The organism is Erwinia sp. GW821-FHT03D09 (assembly GCF_059420805.1).
On sequence record NZ_JBWKUK010000010.1, the window covers coordinates 148,234 to 167,251 of the forward strand.

16 protein-coding genes are annotated in these 19,018 nt (G+C 53.4%); 6 read left to right on the top strand and 10 right to left on the bottom strand.

What is annotated here, in order from left to right:
* Nucleotides 1-213: 213 nt before the first annotated feature.
* The 3 genes from ldtD (at nt 214) to AC07U6_RS12095 (ending at nt 3,420) form a co-directional block, all read left to right on the top strand.
* The gene (gene ldtD, locus AC07U6_RS12085; protein ID WP_494764461.1) at nt 214-2,013 is read left to right on the top strand and encodes a L,D-transpeptidase; all 1,800 of its coding nucleotides are present in this window, start codon (nt 214-216) and stop codon (nt 2,011-2,013) included.
* 186 nt (nt 2,014-2,199) lie between these two features.
* Nucleotides 2,200-2,748, top strand: coding sequence for a peptidoglycan L,D-endopeptidase MepK (mepK, locus tag AC07U6_RS12090; protein WP_105593430.1), 549 nt, complete (start codon nt 2,200-2,202; stop codon nt 2,746-2,748).
* A gap of 42 nt (nt 2,749-2,790) precedes the next feature.
* Entirely contained in the window at nt 2,791-3,420 is a 630-nt protein-coding gene (locus AC07U6_RS12095) for an MBL fold metallo-hydrolase (RefSeq protein ID WP_494762189.1), read from the top strand.
* A 47-nt stretch (nt 3,421-3,467) separates the two neighbouring features.
* Here AC07U6_RS12095 and AC07U6_RS12100 read toward each other — a convergent pair whose 3' ends face one another.
* From AC07U6_RS12100 to pncB, 5 genes are all read right to left on the bottom strand, one after another.
* Nucleotides 3,468-4,658, bottom strand: coding sequence for an amino acid aminotransferase (locus tag AC07U6_RS12100; protein ID WP_494762190.1), 1,191 nt, complete (start codon nt 4,656-4,658; stop codon nt 3,468-3,470).
* Nucleotides 4,659-4,769: 111 nt separating this feature from the next.
* Nucleotides 4,770-5,039 (bottom strand): hypothetical protein, encoded by a 270-nt coding sequence (locus AC07U6_RS12105; protein WP_494762191.1) that lies wholly within the window; start codon nt 5,037-5,039, stop codon nt 4,770-4,772.
* 227 nt (nt 5,040-5,266) lie between these two features.
* Entirely contained in the window at nt 5,267-6,385 is a 1,119-nt protein-coding gene (gene ompC, locus AC07U6_RS12110) for a porin OmpC (RefSeq protein ID WP_494762192.1), read from the bottom strand.
* A gap of 298 nt (nt 6,386-6,683) precedes the next feature.
* On the bottom strand, nt 6,684-8,084 hold the full coding sequence (gene asnS / locus AC07U6_RS12115) for an asparagine--tRNA ligase (RefSeq protein WP_494762193.1): 1,401 nt from the start codon (nt 8,082-8,084) through the stop codon (nt 6,684-6,686).
* Between the two features lie 167 nt (nt 8,085-8,251).
* On the bottom strand, nt 8,252-9,457 hold the full coding sequence (pncB, locus tag AC07U6_RS12120; RefSeq protein WP_494762194.1) for a nicotinate phosphoribosyltransferase: 1,206 nt from the start codon (nt 9,455-9,457) through the stop codon (nt 8,252-8,254).
* A gap of 262 nt (nt 9,458-9,719) precedes the next feature.
* On the opposite strand from pncB, the gene pepN reads away from it, so the two are divergent.
* Nucleotides 9,720-12,335 carry an aminopeptidase N gene (gene pepN, locus AC07U6_RS12125; RefSeq protein WP_494762195.1) on the top strand — a complete coding sequence of 872 codons (2,616 nt, stop codon included), beginning with the start codon at nt 9,720-9,722 and terminating at the stop codon, nt 12,333-12,335.
* A gap of 46 nt (nt 12,336-12,381) precedes the next feature.
* Here pepN and ssuB read toward each other — a convergent pair whose 3' ends face one another.
* The 4 genes from ssuB to ssuE all read right to left on the bottom strand — a co-directional run bounded on the left by ssuB (nt 12,382) and on the right by ssuE (nt 15,789).
* On the bottom strand, nt 12,382-13,173 hold the full coding sequence (gene ssuB / locus AC07U6_RS12130) for an aliphatic sulfonates ABC transporter ATP-binding protein (protein WP_494762196.1): 792 nt from the start codon (nt 13,171-13,173) through the stop codon (nt 12,382-12,384).
* Nucleotides 13,170-13,961: an aliphatic sulfonate ABC transporter permease SsuC gene (gene ssuC, locus AC07U6_RS12135; RefSeq protein WP_494762197.1), complete on the bottom strand. Its 792-nt coding sequence runs from the start codon at nt 13,959-13,961 to the stop codon at nt 13,170-13,172. The genes ssuB and ssuC overlap by 4 nt, the downstream gene beginning before the upstream one ends.
* A 75-nt stretch (nt 13,962-14,036) precedes the next feature.
* On the bottom strand, nt 14,037-15,182 hold the full coding sequence (gene ssuD / locus AC07U6_RS12140) for an FMNH2-dependent alkanesulfonate monooxygenase (protein ID WP_494762198.1): 1,146 nt from the start codon (nt 15,180-15,182) through the stop codon (nt 14,037-14,039).
* A 55-nt stretch (nt 15,183-15,237) separates the two neighbouring features.
* Complete coding sequence (gene ssuE / locus AC07U6_RS12145; protein ID WP_494762199.1) at nt 15,238-15,789, bottom strand: NADPH-dependent FMN reductase; 552 nt, start codon at nt 15,787-15,789, stop codon at nt 15,238-15,240.
* Nucleotides 15,790-16,046: 257 nt separating this feature from the next.
* Here ssuE and pyrD point away from each other — a divergent pair, with 257 nt between their 5' ends.
* Together pyrD and AC07U6_RS12155 are read left to right on the top strand one after the other, a co-directional pair.
* Nucleotides 16,047-17,057, top strand: coding sequence for a quinone-dependent dihydroorotate dehydrogenase (gene pyrD, locus AC07U6_RS12150; protein ID WP_494764462.1), 1,011 nt, complete (start codon nt 16,047-16,049; stop codon nt 17,055-17,057).
* A 175-nt stretch (nt 17,058-17,232) separates the two neighbouring features.
* Nucleotides 17,233-17,778, top strand: a complete 546-nt coding sequence (locus tag AC07U6_RS12155; RefSeq protein WP_494762200.1) for a cell division protein ZapC — start codon at nt 17,233-17,235, stop codon at nt 17,776-17,778.
* 19 nt (nt 17,779-17,797) lie between these two features.
* Here AC07U6_RS12155 and AC07U6_RS12160 read toward each other — a convergent pair whose 3' ends face one another.
* Nucleotides 17,798-18,907, bottom strand: a complete 1,110-nt coding sequence (locus AC07U6_RS12160; protein WP_494762201.1) for a YcbX family protein — start codon at nt 18,905-18,907, stop codon at nt 17,798-17,800.
* Nucleotides 18,908-19,018: the final 111 nt, after the last annotated feature.

The window sequence follows — 19,018 nt, forward strand, 5'->3', positions numbered from 1 at the left end:
AATTATTACCTGGCGGAAGTGGTAAAATCCCCGTCAGCGGATTACTCTCAACAACGGCATTTGCAACGTAAGAGGCAAATGCCTTTTTCTGTTTATATACTTAAAATAGATGTTCACTACCGATCAGCATTAATTGCTGACTTACTACAGGGAGCAAGGATGTTGCTGCAGAAATCTTCGATCGCTAAGGCCAGTGTTATCGGCTGTAGCCTGATGTTTGGGCTGGCATACGTGTCTCCCTCTTTGGCAGGAATCCCACCTGTTTCTGCCCCGGTTAATCATCGCGTTTCCGTGGCGCAGAGCCAGGCTGAAATTACCGCAGCGATGTCGCGCTTCGGTTCCCCTTTTTATCTAAAAACGTTAGCTCCGCTCTACGCGAATCGCGGTATGCAGCCGATGTGGCAGGATAGTCAGGCAATACAGCAGTTCCAACAGCAGCTTGCCGAAGTGGCGATTTCTGGCGTTCAGCCGCAGTTCACCCAGTGGGTGAGGATGCTGACGGATAAAAATATCAGCGGGCTGGCACGCGATGTGGTGCTCTCTGATGCGCTGCTGGGCTATCTGCAATTCACCTCAAGCGTACCAAGCAAGGGTGAAGTCTGGCTGTATAGCAATGTGCCATACAAAATGGAAACCCCACCGCTGTCGGTGATCAATCAGTGGCAGAAATCGTTGACTCATGGCAGCCTGAACGGTTTTATTCTGTCGCTGGTTCCGCAGCATCCGCAGTATTCGCGCATGCACAATGCACTGAAAACGCTGCTAACGGATAATCGTCCATGGCCGCAGTTGACCGACAGACAAACCCTCCGCCCGGGGCAGATCAGTAATGATGTTCCTGCGTTGCGGGATATCCTGCAGCGTACAGGGATGATGTCATCAGAAAATGAGCTGCCGAAGCCTGCCGATGAAGTGGTCGGTGCCGTTGATGCACCAATGGTTCATGATGATGACAATGCGCAGCCGGATGTAACAGCAGGCCAAAACCAGGCGGTTAACAGCGCTGTTGTCAGTCCTTCCGCCACCACTACCACCGATGTACAGCCAGAAACACCGAATAACATTGGTAATGTGCAGGGCGCGGTGGTGCCCGTAAACAGTGATAATGTGTACTCGCCTGAGCTGGTGGAAGGCCTGAAGCGTTTTCAACGCTGGCAGGGGCTGGAGGCGGATGGTTTAATCGGTCTGCGTACCCGGGAATGGCTGAATGTTTCGCCTCAGCTGCGTGCTTCGCTGCTGGCACTAAATATCCAGCGACTGCGACTGCTGCCTGACGACATGCACAATGGCATCATGGTCAACATTCCTAACTATTCACTGGCCTATTATGTTAACGGTAATGAAATTTTGTCCTCGCGGGTTATCGTTGGACGGCCGGATCGTAAAACGCCGTTGATGCGCAGCGCATTGAACAATGTGGTACTTAATCCACCGTGGAATGTGCCGACTACGCTGGTGCGTAAGGATATTGTGCCAAAGGTGAAGCAGGACCCCAGCTATCTTTACAAGCACAATTATACGCTACTGTCGGGGTGGAGCGGCGAGTCTGAAGTGATCGATCCTTCAATGATCAACTGGAGCATGGTATCCGCTAATTCATTCCCATACCGTATTCGTCAGGCACCGGGACCGACCAACTCGCTGGGACGCTATAAGTTCAATATGCCAAGTTCAGATGCGATCTATTTGCACGATACGCCGAACCACGGTCTTTTCCAGCGGGATATCCGCGCACTGAGTTCGGGTTGCGTACGTGTAAATCGAGCTTCCGATCTGGCGAATTTGTTATTGCAGGATGTTGGCTGGAACGATAAGCGTATTTCCGGTGCGCTGAAGGAAGGTAATACCCGCTTTGTTTCTATCCGCCAGCGCGTTCCTGTGAACCTTTATTATCTTACTGCGTGGGTTGCCGATGACGGACAACCTCAGTTTCGTACAGATATTTACAATTATGACAGTACCGCTCGCTCAGGAGTTCAGATTCTGACGCGTGCTGGTCAGTTATTGCTCTAGCGGTTGATTATTCAGCATTTCTGTGGCGGGCATAAAAACCGCCACCGATCGGCGCAGCGGCGGTAGATAGCGTCCCTGCGCCGGTTTACATTTTGTCGGGTTGACGGGGGGGGGTTACATCGGTAAGGTTTTGGGCAGTGTTGTAAAAGCACGTTTCTAACTACTTTTTCCAGGTAATACTGATTAATGGACAAATTCGACTCTAACCGCCGTAAATTACTGGCGTTAGGAGGAGCAGCGCTTGGTGTCGCTCTCCTTCCGACACAGGCATTTGCTTCGCTTTCCACCTCCCGTCCTCGGGTATTGACGCTAAGCAATCTGAATACCGGTGAAAGCCTGAAAACGGAATTTTTCAATGGTAAAAAATATGACAAGGATGAACTGGTTCGTCTGAATCATTTTTTCCGCGATTACCGGGCGAACAAAATAAAGACTATCGATCCACATCTCTTTGATCAGCTCTTCCGTTTGCAGACCATGCTGGATACTCGTAAACCTGTACAGCTGATTTCAGGCTATCGTTCACTGGCCACAAATAACTCCCTGCGATCCCATAGCCGTGGCGTAGCTAAACACAGCTACCATACCCTCGGCCAGGCGATGGATTTCCATATTGACGGCATTGCTCTCAGCAATGTGCGCAAAGCTGCTCTCGCTCTGCGAGCGGGTGGTGTAGGATACTATCCGAGTAGCAACTTTGTGCATATTGATACCGGTCCTGTAAGGCACTGGTAAAACGGAACGCCGGCCTTTTGTCGTTGCCGGCAGTGGAGCGTTATGAACTATCATATTATTCCCGTCACGGCTTTCTCGCAGAACTGTTCGGTGATTTGGTGCCCGGAAACCCGGGAAGCCGCTCTGGTCGATCCGGGTGGTGATGCGGACAAGATCAAACAAGAAATTGCCTCTCTGGATGTGGAACTGAAGCAGGTTCTGTTGACCCACGGACATCTCGATCATGTTGGGGCCGCCGCCGAGTTAGCAGAGCACTATGGTGTTAAGATTGTCGGACCTCATAAAGCTGACCTGTTCTGGCTGGAAGGATTACCGACTCAGAGTCAGATGTTTGGCTTTGGTTACTGTGCATCCCTTACGCCAGATCGCTGGCTGGAAGAGGGCGAAACGGTGTCTGTAGGTAATGTTGCGCTGGAAGTCCTGCTTTGCCCGGGGCATACCCCAGGCCACATCGTGTTTTTTGACCGGGTTGGTCGGCTGCTGGTTTCTGGCGACGTCATTTTCAACGGTGGTGTAGGGCGGTCTGATTTCCCGCAGGGCAGCCACAGCGATTTGATTGCTTCTATCCATACGAAGCTGTTACCACTGGGTGATGACGTGACGTTTATCCCCGGTCACGGATCAATCTCAACGCTTGGGCGGGAAAGAATCAGCAATCCTTTCCTGCAATAAATAATAAAGCCTGCAAACGCAGGCTTTATTATTTCATCCGTAGCGAATTACAGTACGGCGACGATCGCTTCACACAGTGGTGACATATTATCAGGTGTCATACCCGCCACGTTAACGCGACCGGAATTAACCGCATAGACACCAAACTCATCACGCAGGCGTACGACCTGGTCTTTTGTCAGACCGCTGAATGAGAACATACCGTTCTGGCTGATGATAAAGCTGAAATCACCTTTCGCGCCTTTTTCCTGCAAGGTATCAACAAACAGCTGACGCATGCGCTGGATGCGCTGGCGCATATCGGCCAGTTCCTGCTCCCATAGCGCGCGAAGAGCCGTATTGCTGAGGATAGTTGCGACGACAGCCGCACCGTGAGACGGTGGGTTGGAGTAGTTCGCACGAATGGTCGCTTTAACCTGGCTGAATGCCGTATCTGCAACGGCGGCTTCAGCGGCAACCAGCGTAAAGGCACCCACGCGCTCGTTATACAGGCCAAAGTTTTTAGAATAGGAGCTGCAGACAATCAGTTCCTGATGGCTGGCAGCGAAGATACGCAGGCCTTCTGCATCTTCTTCCAGTCCACGGGCGAATCCCTGATAGGCGAAGTCGAACAGCGGCAGCCAGCCTTTAGCCAGCGACAGTTTTGCCAGCGCTTGCCACTGTTCCGCCGTTGGATCGATCCCGGTTGGGTTATGGCAGCAGCCGTGGAACAGAACCACGTCTCCGGCCTGCGCGGCGTCGAGGCTGCTGACCAGTGCATCAAAGTCCAGAGTGTGATTAGCAGCATCGTAGTAGGCGTATTCACACACTTCCAGACCGGCAGCGGCAAACACGTTCTTGTGGTTCGGCCAGCTAGGGTTGCTCACCCAGACGCGTTTAGCACTGGTCTGGTTAGCAATAAAGTCTGCCGCAATGCGCAGTGCGCCGGTTCCACCTGGCGTTTGCGCAGTGCGTGCGCGTTTCGCGGTGATAATGGCACTGTCGGCGGAAAACAGGAGTTCCTGCGTGCAGCGAGCAAAGTCAGCAATACCGTCAATGCTAAGGTAATTTTTGGTTGTTTCGTTTTCCAGCAGATACTGCTCAGCTTTTTTTACGCTGGCCAGCACCGGCGTTTTGCCGGTTTCATCTTTATACACCCCGATACCGAGGTTGATCTTATTTGGGCGATCGTCAGCACGAAACAGGTCGGCTAAACCAAGAATGGGATCGGCGGGTGCAGCTGCAATACGTTCAAACATAATTGAAGTCCGTTAGCTTAATCTAAAGCGAAGTGAGCAATCAGGTTACCGTCAGAAAGATGAAATTGCCAACCGTTTGCGCTAAAAAAGCCGGGTAAAGATCAAGCTTCGTTAAAAGAAAACGTTGACGGTGGTCATGCAGGTAGCGGCAATGGCGACGGCGGTAGCAATTATCCAGCGAGCCTGGTTAGTTATCTCTTTATGTATGCCGCCCATTTCTTTATGAATACCTACCAGACTTTGGCGCATTTCCGTTCTCAGCTCTGCCAAATCGGTTTTAGTTGCAAACGTTTCTGAGCGCGCCGTCAGGCAGGCGAGGTCGATTTTAATTTGGCCAGTGTCTTTTTCAAGTTGCTCAATACGATTGATAATAACGTCCATAGCGTCTTCCTTATGCCAAATCCTTTTTTAAGCATGAGTCTACGACAGCTGTTAAAAATATCATCCTATTTGTCAGGCCAGGTTCAGGTTTACGGTCGGGTTGGGAAGGGGATCGCAGAGTCTGTGTAAGCGGATGAAACTAGGGGCGAAAGGAAAAACAAAAACGGGGCCGAAGCCCCGTTTGTTGCGAATTGCACGGTGGGCACATTCCCACCGGCAAAAGGCAATTAGAACTGGTACTGCAGGCCAACACCAACGGTATCGTCGGTAGATTTGCCAGCTGCACGAGTGTAGTCGGTGTCGTCCAGCAGGTTGATACGGTAATCAACATAGGTAGACATGTTTTTGTTGAAGTAGTAGTAGGTACCCACTGAGACGTATTTAACCAGGTCAGCGTCGCCGCCGCCGAAGGTAGAACCGTTACCGCTGAAGCCGTCCAGTTCCTTACCTTTAGACTGCAGGTAAGCGATGGATGGGCGCAGACCGAAGTCGAACTGGTACTGTGCAACCACTTCGAAGTTAGTCGTTTTGTTAGCAGCGATGTTGGTTACAGCCGCGTTGCTTGCACCGTAGTTGGTGGTGTTACGGGATTCACCGTAGAATGCCGCCAGGTATACGTTGTTTGCGTCATATTTCAGACCCAGGCCGTATGCGTCAGCTTTGTCGCCGGTGCCGTCTTCTTTCTGCTCAACGGTACGGTTAGCAGAGAAGTAAGAACCTACTGCGCTGATGCCCATGCCGGTGTCATATGCTACAGAAGTACCCCAGCCGTCGCCGTTCTGGAACTTAGCTTCACGACCTTCATTTTTACCCTGGTACTGTACAGCGAAGCTCAGGCCGTCAACCAGACCGAAGAAATTGCTGTTACGGTAAGTAGCAACACCTGAAGAACGACCGATCAGGAAGTTGTCGTTGTCCTGGTACAGAGTGTCATCGCCGAACACTGGCAGCTGGTCAGTGTAAGACATTGCGTCGTAGATCACGCCGTAGTTACGACCGTAGTCGAATGAACCTGCGTCACCGAATTTCAGACCAGCAAAGCCCAGACGGGTTTTGTTACCAGACTGCACGTCAGCGCCGCCTTCAGTGTGGTTAGCCTGAATGTTGTATTCCCACTGGCCGTAACCGGTCAGCTGGTCATTAATCTGAGTTTCGCCTTTAAAACCGAAACGCACATAAGTTGCATCGCCGTCGTCGCCAGCGTTGTCAGAGAAAGTATGACGCGCATCAACTTTACCGTACAGATCCAGTTTGTTGCCGTCTTTGTTGTAGATTTCTGCTGCGTTGGCTGCACCAGCCGCTAACAGAGCTGGGATTACCACTGCAAGAATGTTGCGCTTCATCATTTTTATTACCCTCATTGGAGTTATTTGGACACCTGCCACTGCCGTCAAGAATTCGTTACAGAATCATGATGAGAGTTTGGTGTCTTCCTGTGTCTGCACGCATCTTTCCATTCGTAGCGCGGTTAATCTAGTTGGAAAATGCTACTAATATCCTATTCTGGTTACAAATGGAAAATATATGTAACAATATGTAAAAATAAGGGAACTTTGTGAGTGAACTCAAAATTTACAACAATAAAAAAAGGCCAGCGAAGCTGGCCTTTGTATATATATGAATTTTTTATATTTAATTCTGAAATCAGAAAGAAGCGTTCCGCGGAGTACGTGGGAATGCGATAACATCCCTTACATTTTGTACTCCGGTAACATAGGCGATTAATCGTTCGAAACCTAAACCGAAACCTGAATGCGGTACGGTACCGTAACGACGAAGATCGCGATACCACCAGTAATCTTCTTTATTCAGCCCCATTTCTGCCAGACGGGCGTCAAGAACATCCAGACGCTCTTCACGCTGGGAACCACCGATAATTTCACCAATTCCCGGGGCCAGAACATCCATCGCCGCAACGGTTTTGCCGTCATCGTTCAGGCGCATATAGAACGCTTTGATGTCTTTCGGGTAGTTTTTCACCACCACCGGTGCCTTGAAGTGTTTCTCGGCCAGGTAACGCTCGTGCTCAGAAGAGAGATCGATACCCCATGAAACCGGGTTCTCAAAGGTTTGCCCGGATGCCAGCAGGATCTCTACCGCTTCGGTGTAATCAACCTGGGCAAAATCGGTAGTGACAAAACGCTCCAGACGAGTGATGGCTTCTTTATCTACGCGCTCTGCGAAGAAGGCCATATCATCGGCACGCTCTTCCAATACGGCTTTAAAGACGTATTTCAGCATCGCTTCGGCCAGTGCGGCGTTATCTTCCAGGTCGGCAAAGGCGATTTCCGGCTCCAGCATCCAAAACTCAGCCAGGTGACGGCTGGTGTTAGAGTTCTCGGCGCGGAAGGTTGGACCGAAGGTGTAAATTTTAGAGATCGCGCTGGCGTAGGTTTCACCGTTCAGCTGGCCGGATACGGTCAGGAACGATTCTCTGCCGAAGAAATCTTCTTCGTAGTTGACCTTACCTTCCGGCGTGCGCGGCAGGTTTTCCAGATCCAGTGTGGATACGCGGAACATCTCGCCTGCACCTTCGGTATCTGAAGCGGTAATCAGCGGCGTGGAAACCCAGAAGAAACCCTGCTCGTCAAAGAATCTATGCAGCGCCTGAGCCAGCGTATGGCGCACGCGGGCAACGGCCCCGATCAGGTTGGTGCGCGGACGCAGGTGAGCCACTTCTCGCAGATATTCAATGCTGTGGCGCTTAGCGGCCATCGGATAGGTGTCAGGATCATCAACCCAGCCAATCACTTCTACGTGGGTGGCCTGAATCTCAAAGCTCTGTCCTTCGCCCGGCGATTCCACCACTTTACCGGTGACAATCACGGAACAGCCTGTGGTCAGGTGCAGAACTTCATCCTGATAATTATTCAGAGAATTATTGACCACAGCCTGAACGGGATTAAAGCAGGAACCGTCATAAACGGCGATAAAGGAAATACCGGCTTTTGAATCTCTTCGGGTACGCACCCAGCCACGTACGGTGACTTCGCTGTCAACCGCAACCCGGCCGTGCAGTACATCCGCTACAGGCACAACGCTCATATAAGTCTCTCACTATTGATCTGAATAGGAATGGTTACCCCAAATTTTGGGTCTTGCTATGTTACTTGCCGGGCGAGGAGAAACAAGAGGAATTCAATGAATGTGGGGAGATTTATTCAGTATTGGCGGAGTTGCGGGCCAGAAAGCGTCTGGCCCTAAGGGAAGTCTTAACTGGCTTTCTTCACCAGCGGCAGATCGAAGGCTTTCCGCAGTGCGCGAACGAACGCCTGATCCTGGCAAATCGTTTTGCCGGGGCTGTCGGAAAGCTTGGCTACCGGTTTGCCGTTACACTCGACCAGTTTAATGACGATGTTTAGCGGTTTAACCTGAGGAATATCGCAGGTCAGGCGTGTGCCAATACCGAACGCCACGTTAATACGCTGGCCGAAATGGCGGTAAAGCGCCACGGCGCTGTTGAGATCCAGATTATCGGAGAACACCAGCGTTTTGCTGAGCGGGTCGATTCCCAATTGCTGATAATGGGCAATCGCTTTTTCTCCCCACTCCTGCGGCTCACCGGAATCATGGCGCAGTCCCTGATAGGCGCTGGCAAAGTTGCGGCCAAAATCGCGCAGGAAGGCATCCATCGTAATGCAGTCGGTGAGGGCGATACCTAACTGATCAGGGTACTCTTCCAGCCAGGCCTGCAGTGCAGCGCGCTGACTGTTCGCCAGTACCGGGCTGATTTGCTGATGTGCCTGAAACCATTCATGGGCCTGCGTTCCCATTGGGGCGATATCCAGACGACGGGCAATTTCATAATTGCTTGAACCCACCAGCCACGGGAAATCCTGCTTCAGCGTGCTGACAATTGCCAGATGCACATCCCACGAAAAGCGGCGGCGCGTGCCAAAATCCATCAGACGGAAGCGCGACATATCCAGATCGGCGGTCAAACCGGCGAACTGGTCGAGTTTGCTTTTGAGTTTATCGACGGCCATTTCCGCCTTCACCAGCGGAGAGCGGTGGCGATGCACGACCTCACTAATAAGCGCAAGCAGTGGGACTTCCCACATAATCACTTCACGCCACGGGCCGCTGATGCGGATATCCAGCTTGCCCAGATTATTGTGCACCTGAACCTGCTGCGGGTTGTATCGGAATTCCCTTAGCCAGGCGAGATAGTCAGCGGTAAAGAAAGGCAGGCTGGAGAGATAGGCAAACTCTTGATCGTTCAGCGTCAGCGTTGCCATCATCTTTATCTGTTGTACGATTTCATCGGCGTACAGGCCCAGCATATCGTCACCACGGCAGCGAAATTCGGCTGCAACCGTAACGTCATGATACCGGTGAAAAACCGCCTGCTGCATATGGAGTTTGTAGGCGTCGGTGTCCAGAAGCGTAGTCAAAATCGGGGAAGCGTGTCGTGTCATGGTGCGTTTCAGCATCCTCTGGCGAAGAGCGTTATCCCTGGTTCAAATGGAAAAAAGTCGCAGGAGTATAACCCGAATACTCATTTATTGAACCCGATCACAGCATAATTCAGACGGGGTGGTCGAGGACATTATGTGCTCATGTTAACAGTATGTATCATTTTCCATCAATCCCGCGTTTCGTGTGGAATCAGCGTGGCAACCATGCGATAACAGGAATAAACTTGAAAAGTTAAATTAATTATCGACGTGAGAAGGACTTATGACGCAACTGCCGCAAGCTAAGAACCGCCATGATTATCGTGCACCCGACTACACGATTACCGATATCGATCTGACGTTCGATCTTAATGCCAGCACCACAAGGGTGACTGCCGTCAGCCAGATTAAGCGTCTGGCAAGTACCGACGCCGAGCTGCGTCTGGACGGTGAAGATTTGACGCTGGTGTCGATTGCCGTCGATGAGCAGCCGTGGGAACATTATCGGCTGGAGGAAGGGGCGCTAATTATCAGCCGCCTGCCCGACGCATTTACGCTGAAGATTGTTAATGATATCCACCCGAATAAAAACACCGCGCTTGAGGGATTGTACAAATCCGGCGAGGCGTTGTGTACCCAGTGTGAAGCGGAAGGTTTCCGCCATATTACCTGGTATCTTGACCGCCCGGACGTGCTGGCCTGCTTTACGACGACCATTATCGCCGAGCAGGCGCTGTATCCTTATTTACTGTCAAACGGCAACCGTATAGACGGCGGCGAACTTGAAGGTGGCCGTCACTGGACCAAATGGCAGGACCCGTTCCCGAAACCCTGCTACCTGTTCGCGGTGGTGGCCGGTGACTTCGACGTGCTGCGTGACAGCTTCCGTACCCGTTCCGGCCGCGATGTGGCGCTGGAGATCTTCGTCGATCGCGGCAATCTTGACCGCGCCGACTGGGCGATGACCTCGTTAAAAAACAGCATGAAGTGGGATGAAGAGCGCTTCAGTCTGGAATACGACCTGGATATCTTTATGATAGTGGCCGTTGATTTCTTCAATATGGGCGCGATGGAAAACAAAGGCCTGAACGTCTTCAACTCTAAATACGTGCTGGCGAAGGCGGAAACTGCGACCGATAAAGATTACCTCGGTATTGAGGCGGTGATCGGCCACGAATATTTCCATAACTGGACGGGCAACCGCGTGACCTGCCGCGACTGGTTCCAGCTCAGCCTGAAAGAAGGGCTGACCGTGTTCCGCGACCAGGAATTCAGTTCGGATCTGGGCTCCCGTCCGGTTAACCGTATTGACAACGTGCGCGTGATGCGCGGCGCACAGTTTGCTGAAGATGCCAGCCCGATGGCGCATCCGATTCGCCCGGAGCAGGTGATCGAGATGAACAACTTCTACACGCTGACGGTGTATGAAAAAGGTTCGGAAGTGATCCGTATGATGCACACGCTGCTGGGCGAAGCGGGCTTCCAGAAAGGCATGCAGCTCTATTTCGAACGCCATGACGGCAGTGCGGCAACCTGTGATGACTTTGTGCAGGCGATGGAAGACGCATCGAATGTCGATCTGTCGCAGTTCCGCCGCTGGTACAGCCAGTCGGGTACACCGGTGCTGTCCGTGCGTGATGACTATAACCCTGAGCTTGAGCAATACACGCTGCACGTTACCCAGATGACGCCGCCGACCGCCGATCGTCAGGAGAAGCTGCCGCTGCATATTCCGCTGGATATTGAACTGTACGACAATAAAGGCCAGCCAATCCCGCTGCAGCACAATGGTCATCCGCTGCATAACGTGCTGAACGTTACCGAAAGTTTCCAGACGTTTGTTTTTGACGGTGTTCCGGTGCAGCCCGTACCGTCGCTGCTTCGTGAGTTTTCCGCACCGGTTAAGCTGGATTACAACTGGAGCGACGCGCAGCTCACCTTCCTGATGCGGCATGCGCGTAACGATTTTTCGCGCTGGGATGCAGCACAGAGCCTGATGGTGAATCATATCCGGCTGAACGTTGCCCGCTATCAGCAGGGGCAGCCGCTCTCCCTGCCGCTGCACGTGGCGGATGCTTTCCGCGCAGTTCTGTTAGAGGAGAACAGCGACCCGGCGCTGATGGCACTGATCCTGACGCTGCCGAGTGAGAATGAAATTGCTGAGCTGTTCGATACCATCGATCCGCAGGCGATCGCGGCGGTGCGTGAAGCGCTGATGCGCACGCTGGCTGAGGAACTAACGGATGAGCTGCAGGCGGTATACCGGGCGAATCAAACCGCTGAATATCGCATTGAACACGCGGATATCGGTAAGCGCGCGCTCAAAAATATCTGCCTGAGCTATCTGGCGTTTGCCGATACGGCGGCGGCCGATAAGCTGGTCAGCGATCAGTATCACCGTGCTAACAATATGACCGACAGCATCGCCGCGCTGGCTGCGTCCGTCGCAGCACAGTTGCCGTGCCGTACTGAGCTGCTGACGGCGTTTGATGAGTGCTGGCATCATGATGGTCTGGTGATGGACAAATGGTTTGCCCTGCAGGCAACCAGCCCGGCGGGAGATGTGTTGACTCAGGTCAGAGCGTTGCTGAATCACCGCTCCTTCACCCTCGGCAACCCGAACCGCGTTCGTTCGCTTGTTGGTGCGTTTGCTGCAGCCAATCCGTCGGCGTTCCACGCGCAGGATGGCAGCGGCTATCAGTTCCTCGTCGAAATGCTGACCGATCTGAATACCCGCAATCCACAGATTGCCGCAAGACTGATTGAACCGCTGATTCGTCTGAAGCGTTACGACGCCTCCCGCCAGGCGCTGATGCGTAAAGCGCTGGAGCAGCTGAAGGGGCTGGATAAGCTTTCGGGCGATCTGTTCGAGAAAATCGAGAAAGCGCTAAACGCCTGAGTCTGGCGGCAGCGTTAGATAAAGGGGCGATCGCATCGCCCCTTTATTATTTGTGTTGTGCGAAGCGCTGCGCAGTCGGTGGTACCTGGCGCTTCATCACGCGATCGAGGACTTCGGCCTCCAGTTCGGCCAGTCGGACCGAACCTTTACGTCGTGGGCGCGGGAGATCAATACTGAGATCGAGGCCAATATTTCCTTCCTCTATTAACAGCACGCGGTCTGCCATCGCCACCGCTTCGCTCACGTCGTGCGTGACGAGCAGTACGGTAAAATGATGCTGCTGCCACAGCGACTCAATCAGGTCCTGCATTTCAATCCGCGTTAAGGCATCCAGTGCACCGAGCGGCTCATCCAGCAGCAGCAGACCGGGGCGATGGATCAGCGCTCTGGCCAGTGCCACGCGCTGTTTCTGGCCGCCCGAGAGGGCCGCGGGCCATTCTCCGGCGCGATCGGCCAGCCCGACGGCGGCAAGTGCGTCCAGCGCGTTTTGCTTCCAGCCGCGTCCTTTTAATCCCAGGCCGACGTTATCGATGACGCTTTTCCACGGCAGCAGTCGGGCATCCTGAAACATCAGGCGAATATCCTCGCGCGCCTCACTCAGCGGTGCACTCCCCGCCAGAAGTTCGCCGCTGCTGGCTTTTTCCAGTCCGGCCAGTAGCCGTAACAGGGTGCTTTTACCACAGCCGCTGCGGCCGACCACCGCGACAAATTGCCCGGAGGGAATATGCAGATCGATGCTGTTCAGTACGGTGCGGCCATTGTACTGTTTGCTGGTGCCGTTAATGTTTAACGGCGTCCCTGCGTTCAAACGCGCTGGGGCAGAACTGAGCTCGCTCATGCATTCTCCTCTTTCAGTTGATATGCCGGATGCCAGCGCAGCCAGACGCGCTCCAGTAGCTGGGCACTGACATCAGCCAGTTTGCCAAGCAGGGCATAAAGAGCGATCGCCACCACGACCACATCGGTTTGTAAAAATTCTCGGGCGTTCATCGCCAGATAGCCGATACCGGAATTGGCGGAAATCGTTTCGGCCACAATCAGCGTCAGCCACATCAGACCGAGGGCAAATCGGACGCCAACCATAATTGAGGGCAGCGCGCCCGGCAGCACAACCTGAATAAACAGGCTCCAGCCGGACAAACCATAGCTGCGCGCCATTTCCACCAGGCCGCGATCGACATTGCGAATACCGTGACAGGTATTCAGATAGACAGGGAACAGGGTGCCGAGGGCGACCAGAAAGATCTTGGCCGATTCATCAATGCCAAACCACAGGATAACAAGCGGGATCAGCGCCAGGTGAGGTACGTTGCGCAGCATCTGTACGGAGGTATCCAGAAGGCGTTCGCCCAGACGCGACATGCCGGTTATCAGGCCAAGAAGCAGTCCGATGGAGCCGCCGATCCCGAAACCCAGTACAGCGCGCCAGCCGCTGATGGCCAGATGCTGCCACAGCTCCCCGCTGGCGGAAAGGCGCCAGGAAGTCACCAGCACCGACTCGGGGGAGGGGAGAATGCGTGTAGAAAGCCAGCCGGTTTGTGAAGCCAACTGCCAGACTGCAACCAGCAGTACCGGCAGCGCCCACGGCAGCAGCGCATTGGTGATCTGTTTAGTTACTTTACTCATGCCAACCTCATGAACCCTCTCGGCGGATATTGCCGTAAAACTGAAATATCCGCACGCCAGCACGGCGGGGTGTTATTAGCTTTGGGAAACTTTTTGCGGCGCGAAATCATGCGCAACGTGCTCGCCGTGGGCGTTGATTTTCGCAGGCTGAGGCACCTCCGGGATGGCCAGGTCAAGGTGCGGGAACAGCAGTTCACCCACGCGATAGGCCTCTTCCAGATGCGGATAACCAGAAAGAATAAAGGTTTCAATGCCGAGTTCGGCGTATTCCTGCATTCTTGCGGCGACGGTCGGGCCATCGCCGACCAAAGCCGTACCGGCACCGCCGCGCACCAGGCCGACTCCGGCCCACAGATTCGGCGCGATCTCCAGCTTATCGCGCTTGCCGCCGTGCAGAGCGGCCATTCGCTGCTGGCCGACGGAGTCGGTGCGCGCCAGTGCGGCCTGGGCTTTGGCAATCGTGGCATCATCAAGATGAGATATCAGCCGGTCCGCGGCCTGCCAGGCTTCCTCATTGGTTTCACGGACGATCACGTGGAGGCGGATACCAAAGCGCACTTTACGACCCAGCGCGGCGGCTTTTGCCTGCACCTGAGCAATTTTTTCTTTTACCTGGACGGGAGGCTCGCCCCATGTCAGATAAACATCGACCTGCTCAGCCGCTAAATCCTGGGCGACCTCTGACGAGCCGCCAAACCACAGAGGTGGCCTTGGCTGCTGTACCGGCTTAAACATCAGTCGAGCGCCGCGCACGTTGACGTGCTTACCTTCATAATTAACGGTTTCGCCTTCCAGTACCCGACGCCAGACGCGGGTGAACTCGGCCGATTCTGCATAGCGTTCGCGATGATCGAGGAATACACCGTCACCGGCGAGTTCTTCCGCATCGCCTCCGGTCACGAGGTTAAACAGGGCGCGGCCGTTGGATAGGCGATCGAGTGTAGCGGCCTGGCGAGCTGCATGGGTGGGCGATGTGACGCCCGGGCGAAGAGCAACCAAAAAACGCAGCCGCTGCGTCACCGGAATCAGCGAAGCGGCGACCAGCCAGGCATCTTCACACGATCGCCCTGTCGGGATCAGCACGCCGCCAAATCCCAGGCGGTCTGTTGCCTGAGCAATTTGTTGCAAATAGGTGTAATCCACCGGGCGGGCGCCCTGATTGGTGCCCAGGTAATGACCATCACCATGAGTGGGAAGAAACCAGAAGACGGACAGGCTCATCGTTTTACTCCTTAATTCAGGGGGTGTGGCTGCGCCAGCAGAAAACAGAAACGGGTTAAACGGCCGCGGCCAGCGGTTGATGGCGGCGGGCCAGCGCATGCCAGAAGGTATCTACCGATTCCTCCAGACGGGCGGCCAGACCTGGCGCTAATTCCGGCTGACGATCGTAGTGGGCAATCTGGCTGTCATCGGCAAAGACGCCATGCAAGACTTCCTGAGCCTTCAGGGCGTTCAGTACCGGCTTAAGCGCGTAATCCACCGCCAGCAAATGTGCGACTGTGCCGCCGGTGGCCAGAGGCAGCACCACTTTGTGCTCCAGCGCGCGTTCCGGCAGTAAATCAAGCAGAGTTTTCAGCGCACCGGCAAAAGACGCTTTATAGACCGGTGTTGAAACGATCAGCCCGTCGGCTTTTTCCAGGTCTTCCTTAAAGGCCAGCAGTGCGGGGGAGTCAAAGCGCGCGTAAAGCAGATCTTCAGGATGGAAGTTATGCAGATTCCACGGGATAACCTCAACGCCGCGCTGCTCAAGAGCGCGCTGGCACACCGTCAGCAGTGCAGTGGAGCGAGAAGGAAAGCGGGGGCTTCCCGCCAGAGTAATAATGCGCATAACCACTCCTTATAGCTAAAAGTTATTAATTAAACACATTCAAGAACTGATTGGTTTATCCTGACAGAGCGGGGAGAGGGGCTTAAATGATTTATCCGGCATTTTTTTGCCGTTTTTTTCATATAGCGGCAGACGGTGTTGACGGTGTCGCTAACAGGACGCACTTTTTTTCAGCTTTTACGCCACGATGTTTCCATTTAGTGCCTGAATACCGGATAATACGACCCCGATTTTCTATCGGGACCTCAGGAGTGACCATGTATTATCCCCTCGTTCGTAAGGCGCTGTTCCAGCTCGATCCTGAGCGCGCGCATGAACTGACTTTGCAGCAGCTGACGCGCCTTTCCGGCACCCCCTTCACCGCTCTGGTTCGCCAGTCTTTACCGTTTAAGCCGGTTAATTGCATGGGATTGACGTTTAAAAATCCGCTGGGACTGGCTGCCGGGCTGGATAAAAACGGTGAATGCATTGATGCCTTTGGCGCAATGGGATTTGGTTTTATTGAAATTGGTACGGTCACCCCACGTCCGCAGCCGGGCAATGATAAGCCTCGCATGTTCCGCATTGTAGAAGCGCAGGGCATCATTAATCGCATGGGGTTTAATAATCTGGGTGTTGATCATCTGGTAGAGAACGTTAAGAAAGCCCACTATGACGGCATTCTCGGCATTAATATCGGTAAGAATAAAGACACACCGGTTGAGCAGGGGAAAGAAGATTATTTAACCTGTATGGATAAAATTTATCCGTATGCGGGCTATATTGCTATCAACATCTCTTCACCTAACACGCCGGGATTGCGCAGTTTGCAATACGGTGAAGCGCTGGATGATTTGCTGGAGGCGATTAAAACCCGCCAGGCTGAACTTCAACAGATCCATCATAAATATGTTCCAGTTGCTGTGAAGATCGCGCCCGATCTTTCTGAAGAAGAATTGATCCAGGTTGCCGATAGTTTACAGCGGCACAATATAGATGGCGTTATTGCCACAAATACCACTCTCGATCGTTCTTTGATTAAAGGGTTAAAACATTGTGACGAAGCCGGAGGGCTGAGTGGTCGTCCTGTACAGTTGCGCAGTACGGAAATTATTCGTCGCCTCTCCGCTGAACTGAAGGGCAGCATGCCAATTATAGGCGTGGGCGGTATTGATTCGCTGGTTTCAGCGCGTGAAAAAATGGAGGCGGGCGCTTCACTGGTACAAATATATTCCGGCTTTATTTACAAAGGTCCGCCACTAATAAAAGAAATTGTGACCCACATTTGAGTAAAAAATGCCAGGGGCTTTATTTTCGCCTCTGGCTCGTTTATATTTTGTTCTGTTAGATCGTTATTAAGTCTTTTTGGCGTGTTGCTGTAAGTTAAAAAAAGTAGTCGTTTTTTCCCGGACCATAAGTATTTTTCCGGACATTCTGTAACCCATAATTACCACAGGACTCATCATGAGGATAAAACCGGACGATAACTGGCGTTGGTTTTTCGACGCAGAACAAGACCGTATGATGCTGGACCTGGCTCGCGAACAGCCATTTCGCTCACGTTTTCCCCGTAAGATGCTCACGCCGGATGCCTTTGATGTTTCAGGTTTTTGTGTAGATGACGCTGCATTGTTTTTCACCTTTGCTGAGCGATGCCGCCAGGCCGAGCTGGATTCTGAACAGCATGCTGAACTGGTGCTGAACGTGCTGGTGGCAACTCGTTTCCTCAAGCCGCTGATGCCCAAGAGCTGGCATTTTGTAACTCAGGCGCACGGTGGTTTTCGCCCTGAAGAAGGCGATCTGGTTTGCGTTACCGTTAGCGACAGCGGTGAGCAGGCGACGATGATCGTCGTAGAATCGGGTGAGAATGCGGCACTCTGCCTGCTGGCTCAGCCGGAGCTAATCCTGGCCGGTCGCAGTATGATGCTGGGTGATGCGATAAAAATTATGCACGATCGTCTTACGCCTCAGGTTAAACCTGATGCACTGCAGTTTGCTCGCGCGGTGTAACTCACCGCGCAAGATTATCTTAACGTAGAACCAGATCGCCTGACGGGATACAGCTACAGCTGAGTATGGTTCCATCTTTCCGTATTGCCCCTTTTTTCAATGCGCTGACCTCGCCACTGATCAGGGTAACTTTGCAGCTGCCGCAGATCCCTGCGCGGCAGGAGTAGGGAATACGGATTCCCTGCATTTCCAACTGCTCCAGTAGTACCTGCTGATTGTTGCCGCTGAACGCCTGCCCGTTCCAGCTGAGGATCACCTCACCGGGTGGTTGTGCGTCTATTGGAAGCGTTTCGGCCACTTCACCACTACCGTAGGTGCGCACGGGCTGGCGTTTAATCACCTCAAGCCTGTCGCCAGTCCGGATAACGCCGCTGCTGCGGGCAACCAGATTCATCCCGAAGTCGATATCGCCACTGCCGTCCTGTGCGCTGCGAAAACGCTGGAGCGTGGCCAGCGGTTCGCCGCTGGGATGTTTGTGGCCGCGCTGGGGGCTGATGGTGGTAAACACGCAGCGGCTGCAGGGTTTAGGGAGATCGAAAAGCACATCGCCGATCTTTACGGTTGACCAGCCGTCTTCGGCCCAGGCATCCGCGCCGGTAATCACCAGGTTTGGACGGAACTGCTCCATTCTGACGCCTGCCGGGCAGCGCTGTTGTAAATCAAACAGTGAGGCCTCATTGATTAACAGGTAGGGGAAACCATCGGCGAATCCGAGAGGAACATGTTCAAAATGTTTTACCCGGCGGGTCATCCGGGGACCAACCCAACGCAGCTGGAGCGGCCGGGGGAAAAAACCGCTCAGCCACTGGTTGATATTGCCCGGGGCAATCAGGGCACTGAAGTGGCTCCCCCAGACTTCGGTGGGCTCGCTGTCAGGAAGGAAATCCTCAAACAGCACGGTTGCGCTACTGCCATCGGGTGCGCTGAGCTGTAAACCCCCCATAATTAACGCCGGAGTGAACAACACCATTTCGGGATACTGGCGCGCGGTAATAAAGGTGCCATCAGGTTCGGTAAGCATAAAAATGCGATCGAAAGCCAGGCCACTTCCCAGAGCCTGCGCATGCGAAACCTGCATGCCGCGCATAGATTTTACCGGGTGAATAAATAACCGTGACAGTGTGATCATGGTGCTGGCTCCTTGTGCAGCCGATATATGCCCCTGTTAAGCCAGAGTTTCTGCAGCAAAAGAAGCTAACTTTATGACATGGCGCCATGATTAGCTATAATGCGCAGCAAT

What these genes read in the sequence shown, in the direction of transcription:
- ldtD (WP_494764461.1), top strand. Translation starts at nt 214, where the DNA reads ATGTTTGGGCTGGCATACGTGTCTCCCTCTTTGGCAGGAATCCCACCT.
- mepK (WP_105593430.1), top strand. Translation starts at nt 2,200, where the DNA reads ATGGACAAATTCGACTCTAACCGCCGTAAATTACTGGCGTTAGGAGGA.
- AC07U6_RS12095 (WP_494762189.1), top strand. Translation starts at nt 2,791, where the DNA reads ATGAACTATCATATTATTCCCGTCACGGCTTTCTCGCAGAACTGTTCG.
- AC07U6_RS12100 (WP_494762190.1), bottom strand. Translation starts at nt 4,658, where the DNA reads ATGTTTGAACGTATTGCAGCTGCACCCGCCGATCCCATTCTTGGTTTA.
- AC07U6_RS12105 (WP_494762191.1), bottom strand. Translation starts at nt 5,039, where the DNA reads ATGGACGTTATTATCAATCGTATTGAGCAACTTGAAAAAGACACTGGC.
- ompC (WP_494762192.1), bottom strand. Translation starts at nt 6,385, where the DNA reads ATGATGAAGCGCAACATTCTTGCAGTGGTAATCCCAGCTCTGTTAGCG.
- asnS (WP_494762193.1), bottom strand. Translation starts at nt 8,084, where the DNA reads ATGAGCGTTGTGCCTGTAGCGGATGTACTGCACGGCCGGGTTGCGGTT.
- pncB (WP_494762194.1), bottom strand. Translation starts at nt 9,457, where the DNA reads ATGACACGACACGCTTCCCCGATTTTGACTACGCTTCTGGACACCGAC.
- pepN (WP_494762195.1), top strand. Translation starts at nt 9,720, where the DNA reads ATGACGCAACTGCCGCAAGCTAAGAACCGCCATGATTATCGTGCACCC.
- ssuB (WP_494762196.1), bottom strand. Translation starts at nt 13,173, where the DNA reads ATGAGCGAGCTCAGTTCTGCCCCAGCGCGTTTGAACGCAGGGACGCCG.
- ssuC (WP_494762197.1), bottom strand. Translation starts at nt 13,961, where the DNA reads ATGAGTAAAGTAACTAAACAGATCACCAATGCGCTGCTGCCGTGGGCG.
- ssuD (WP_494762198.1), bottom strand. Translation starts at nt 15,182, where the DNA reads ATGAGCCTGTCCGTCTTCTGGTTTCTTCCCACTCATGGTGATGGTCAT.
- ssuE (WP_494762199.1), bottom strand. Translation starts at nt 15,789, where the DNA reads ATGCGCATTATTACTCTGGCGGGAAGCCCCCGCTTTCCTTCTCGCTCC.
- pyrD (WP_494764462.1), top strand. Translation starts at nt 16,047, where the DNA reads ATGTATTATCCCCTCGTTCGTAAGGCGCTGTTCCAGCTCGATCCTGAG.
- AC07U6_RS12155 (WP_494762200.1), top strand. Translation starts at nt 17,233, where the DNA reads ATGAGGATAAAACCGGACGATAACTGGCGTTGGTTTTTCGACGCAGAA.
- AC07U6_RS12160 (WP_494762201.1), bottom strand. Translation starts at nt 18,907, where the DNA reads ATGATCACACTGTCACGGTTATTTATTCACCCGGTAAAATCTATGCGC.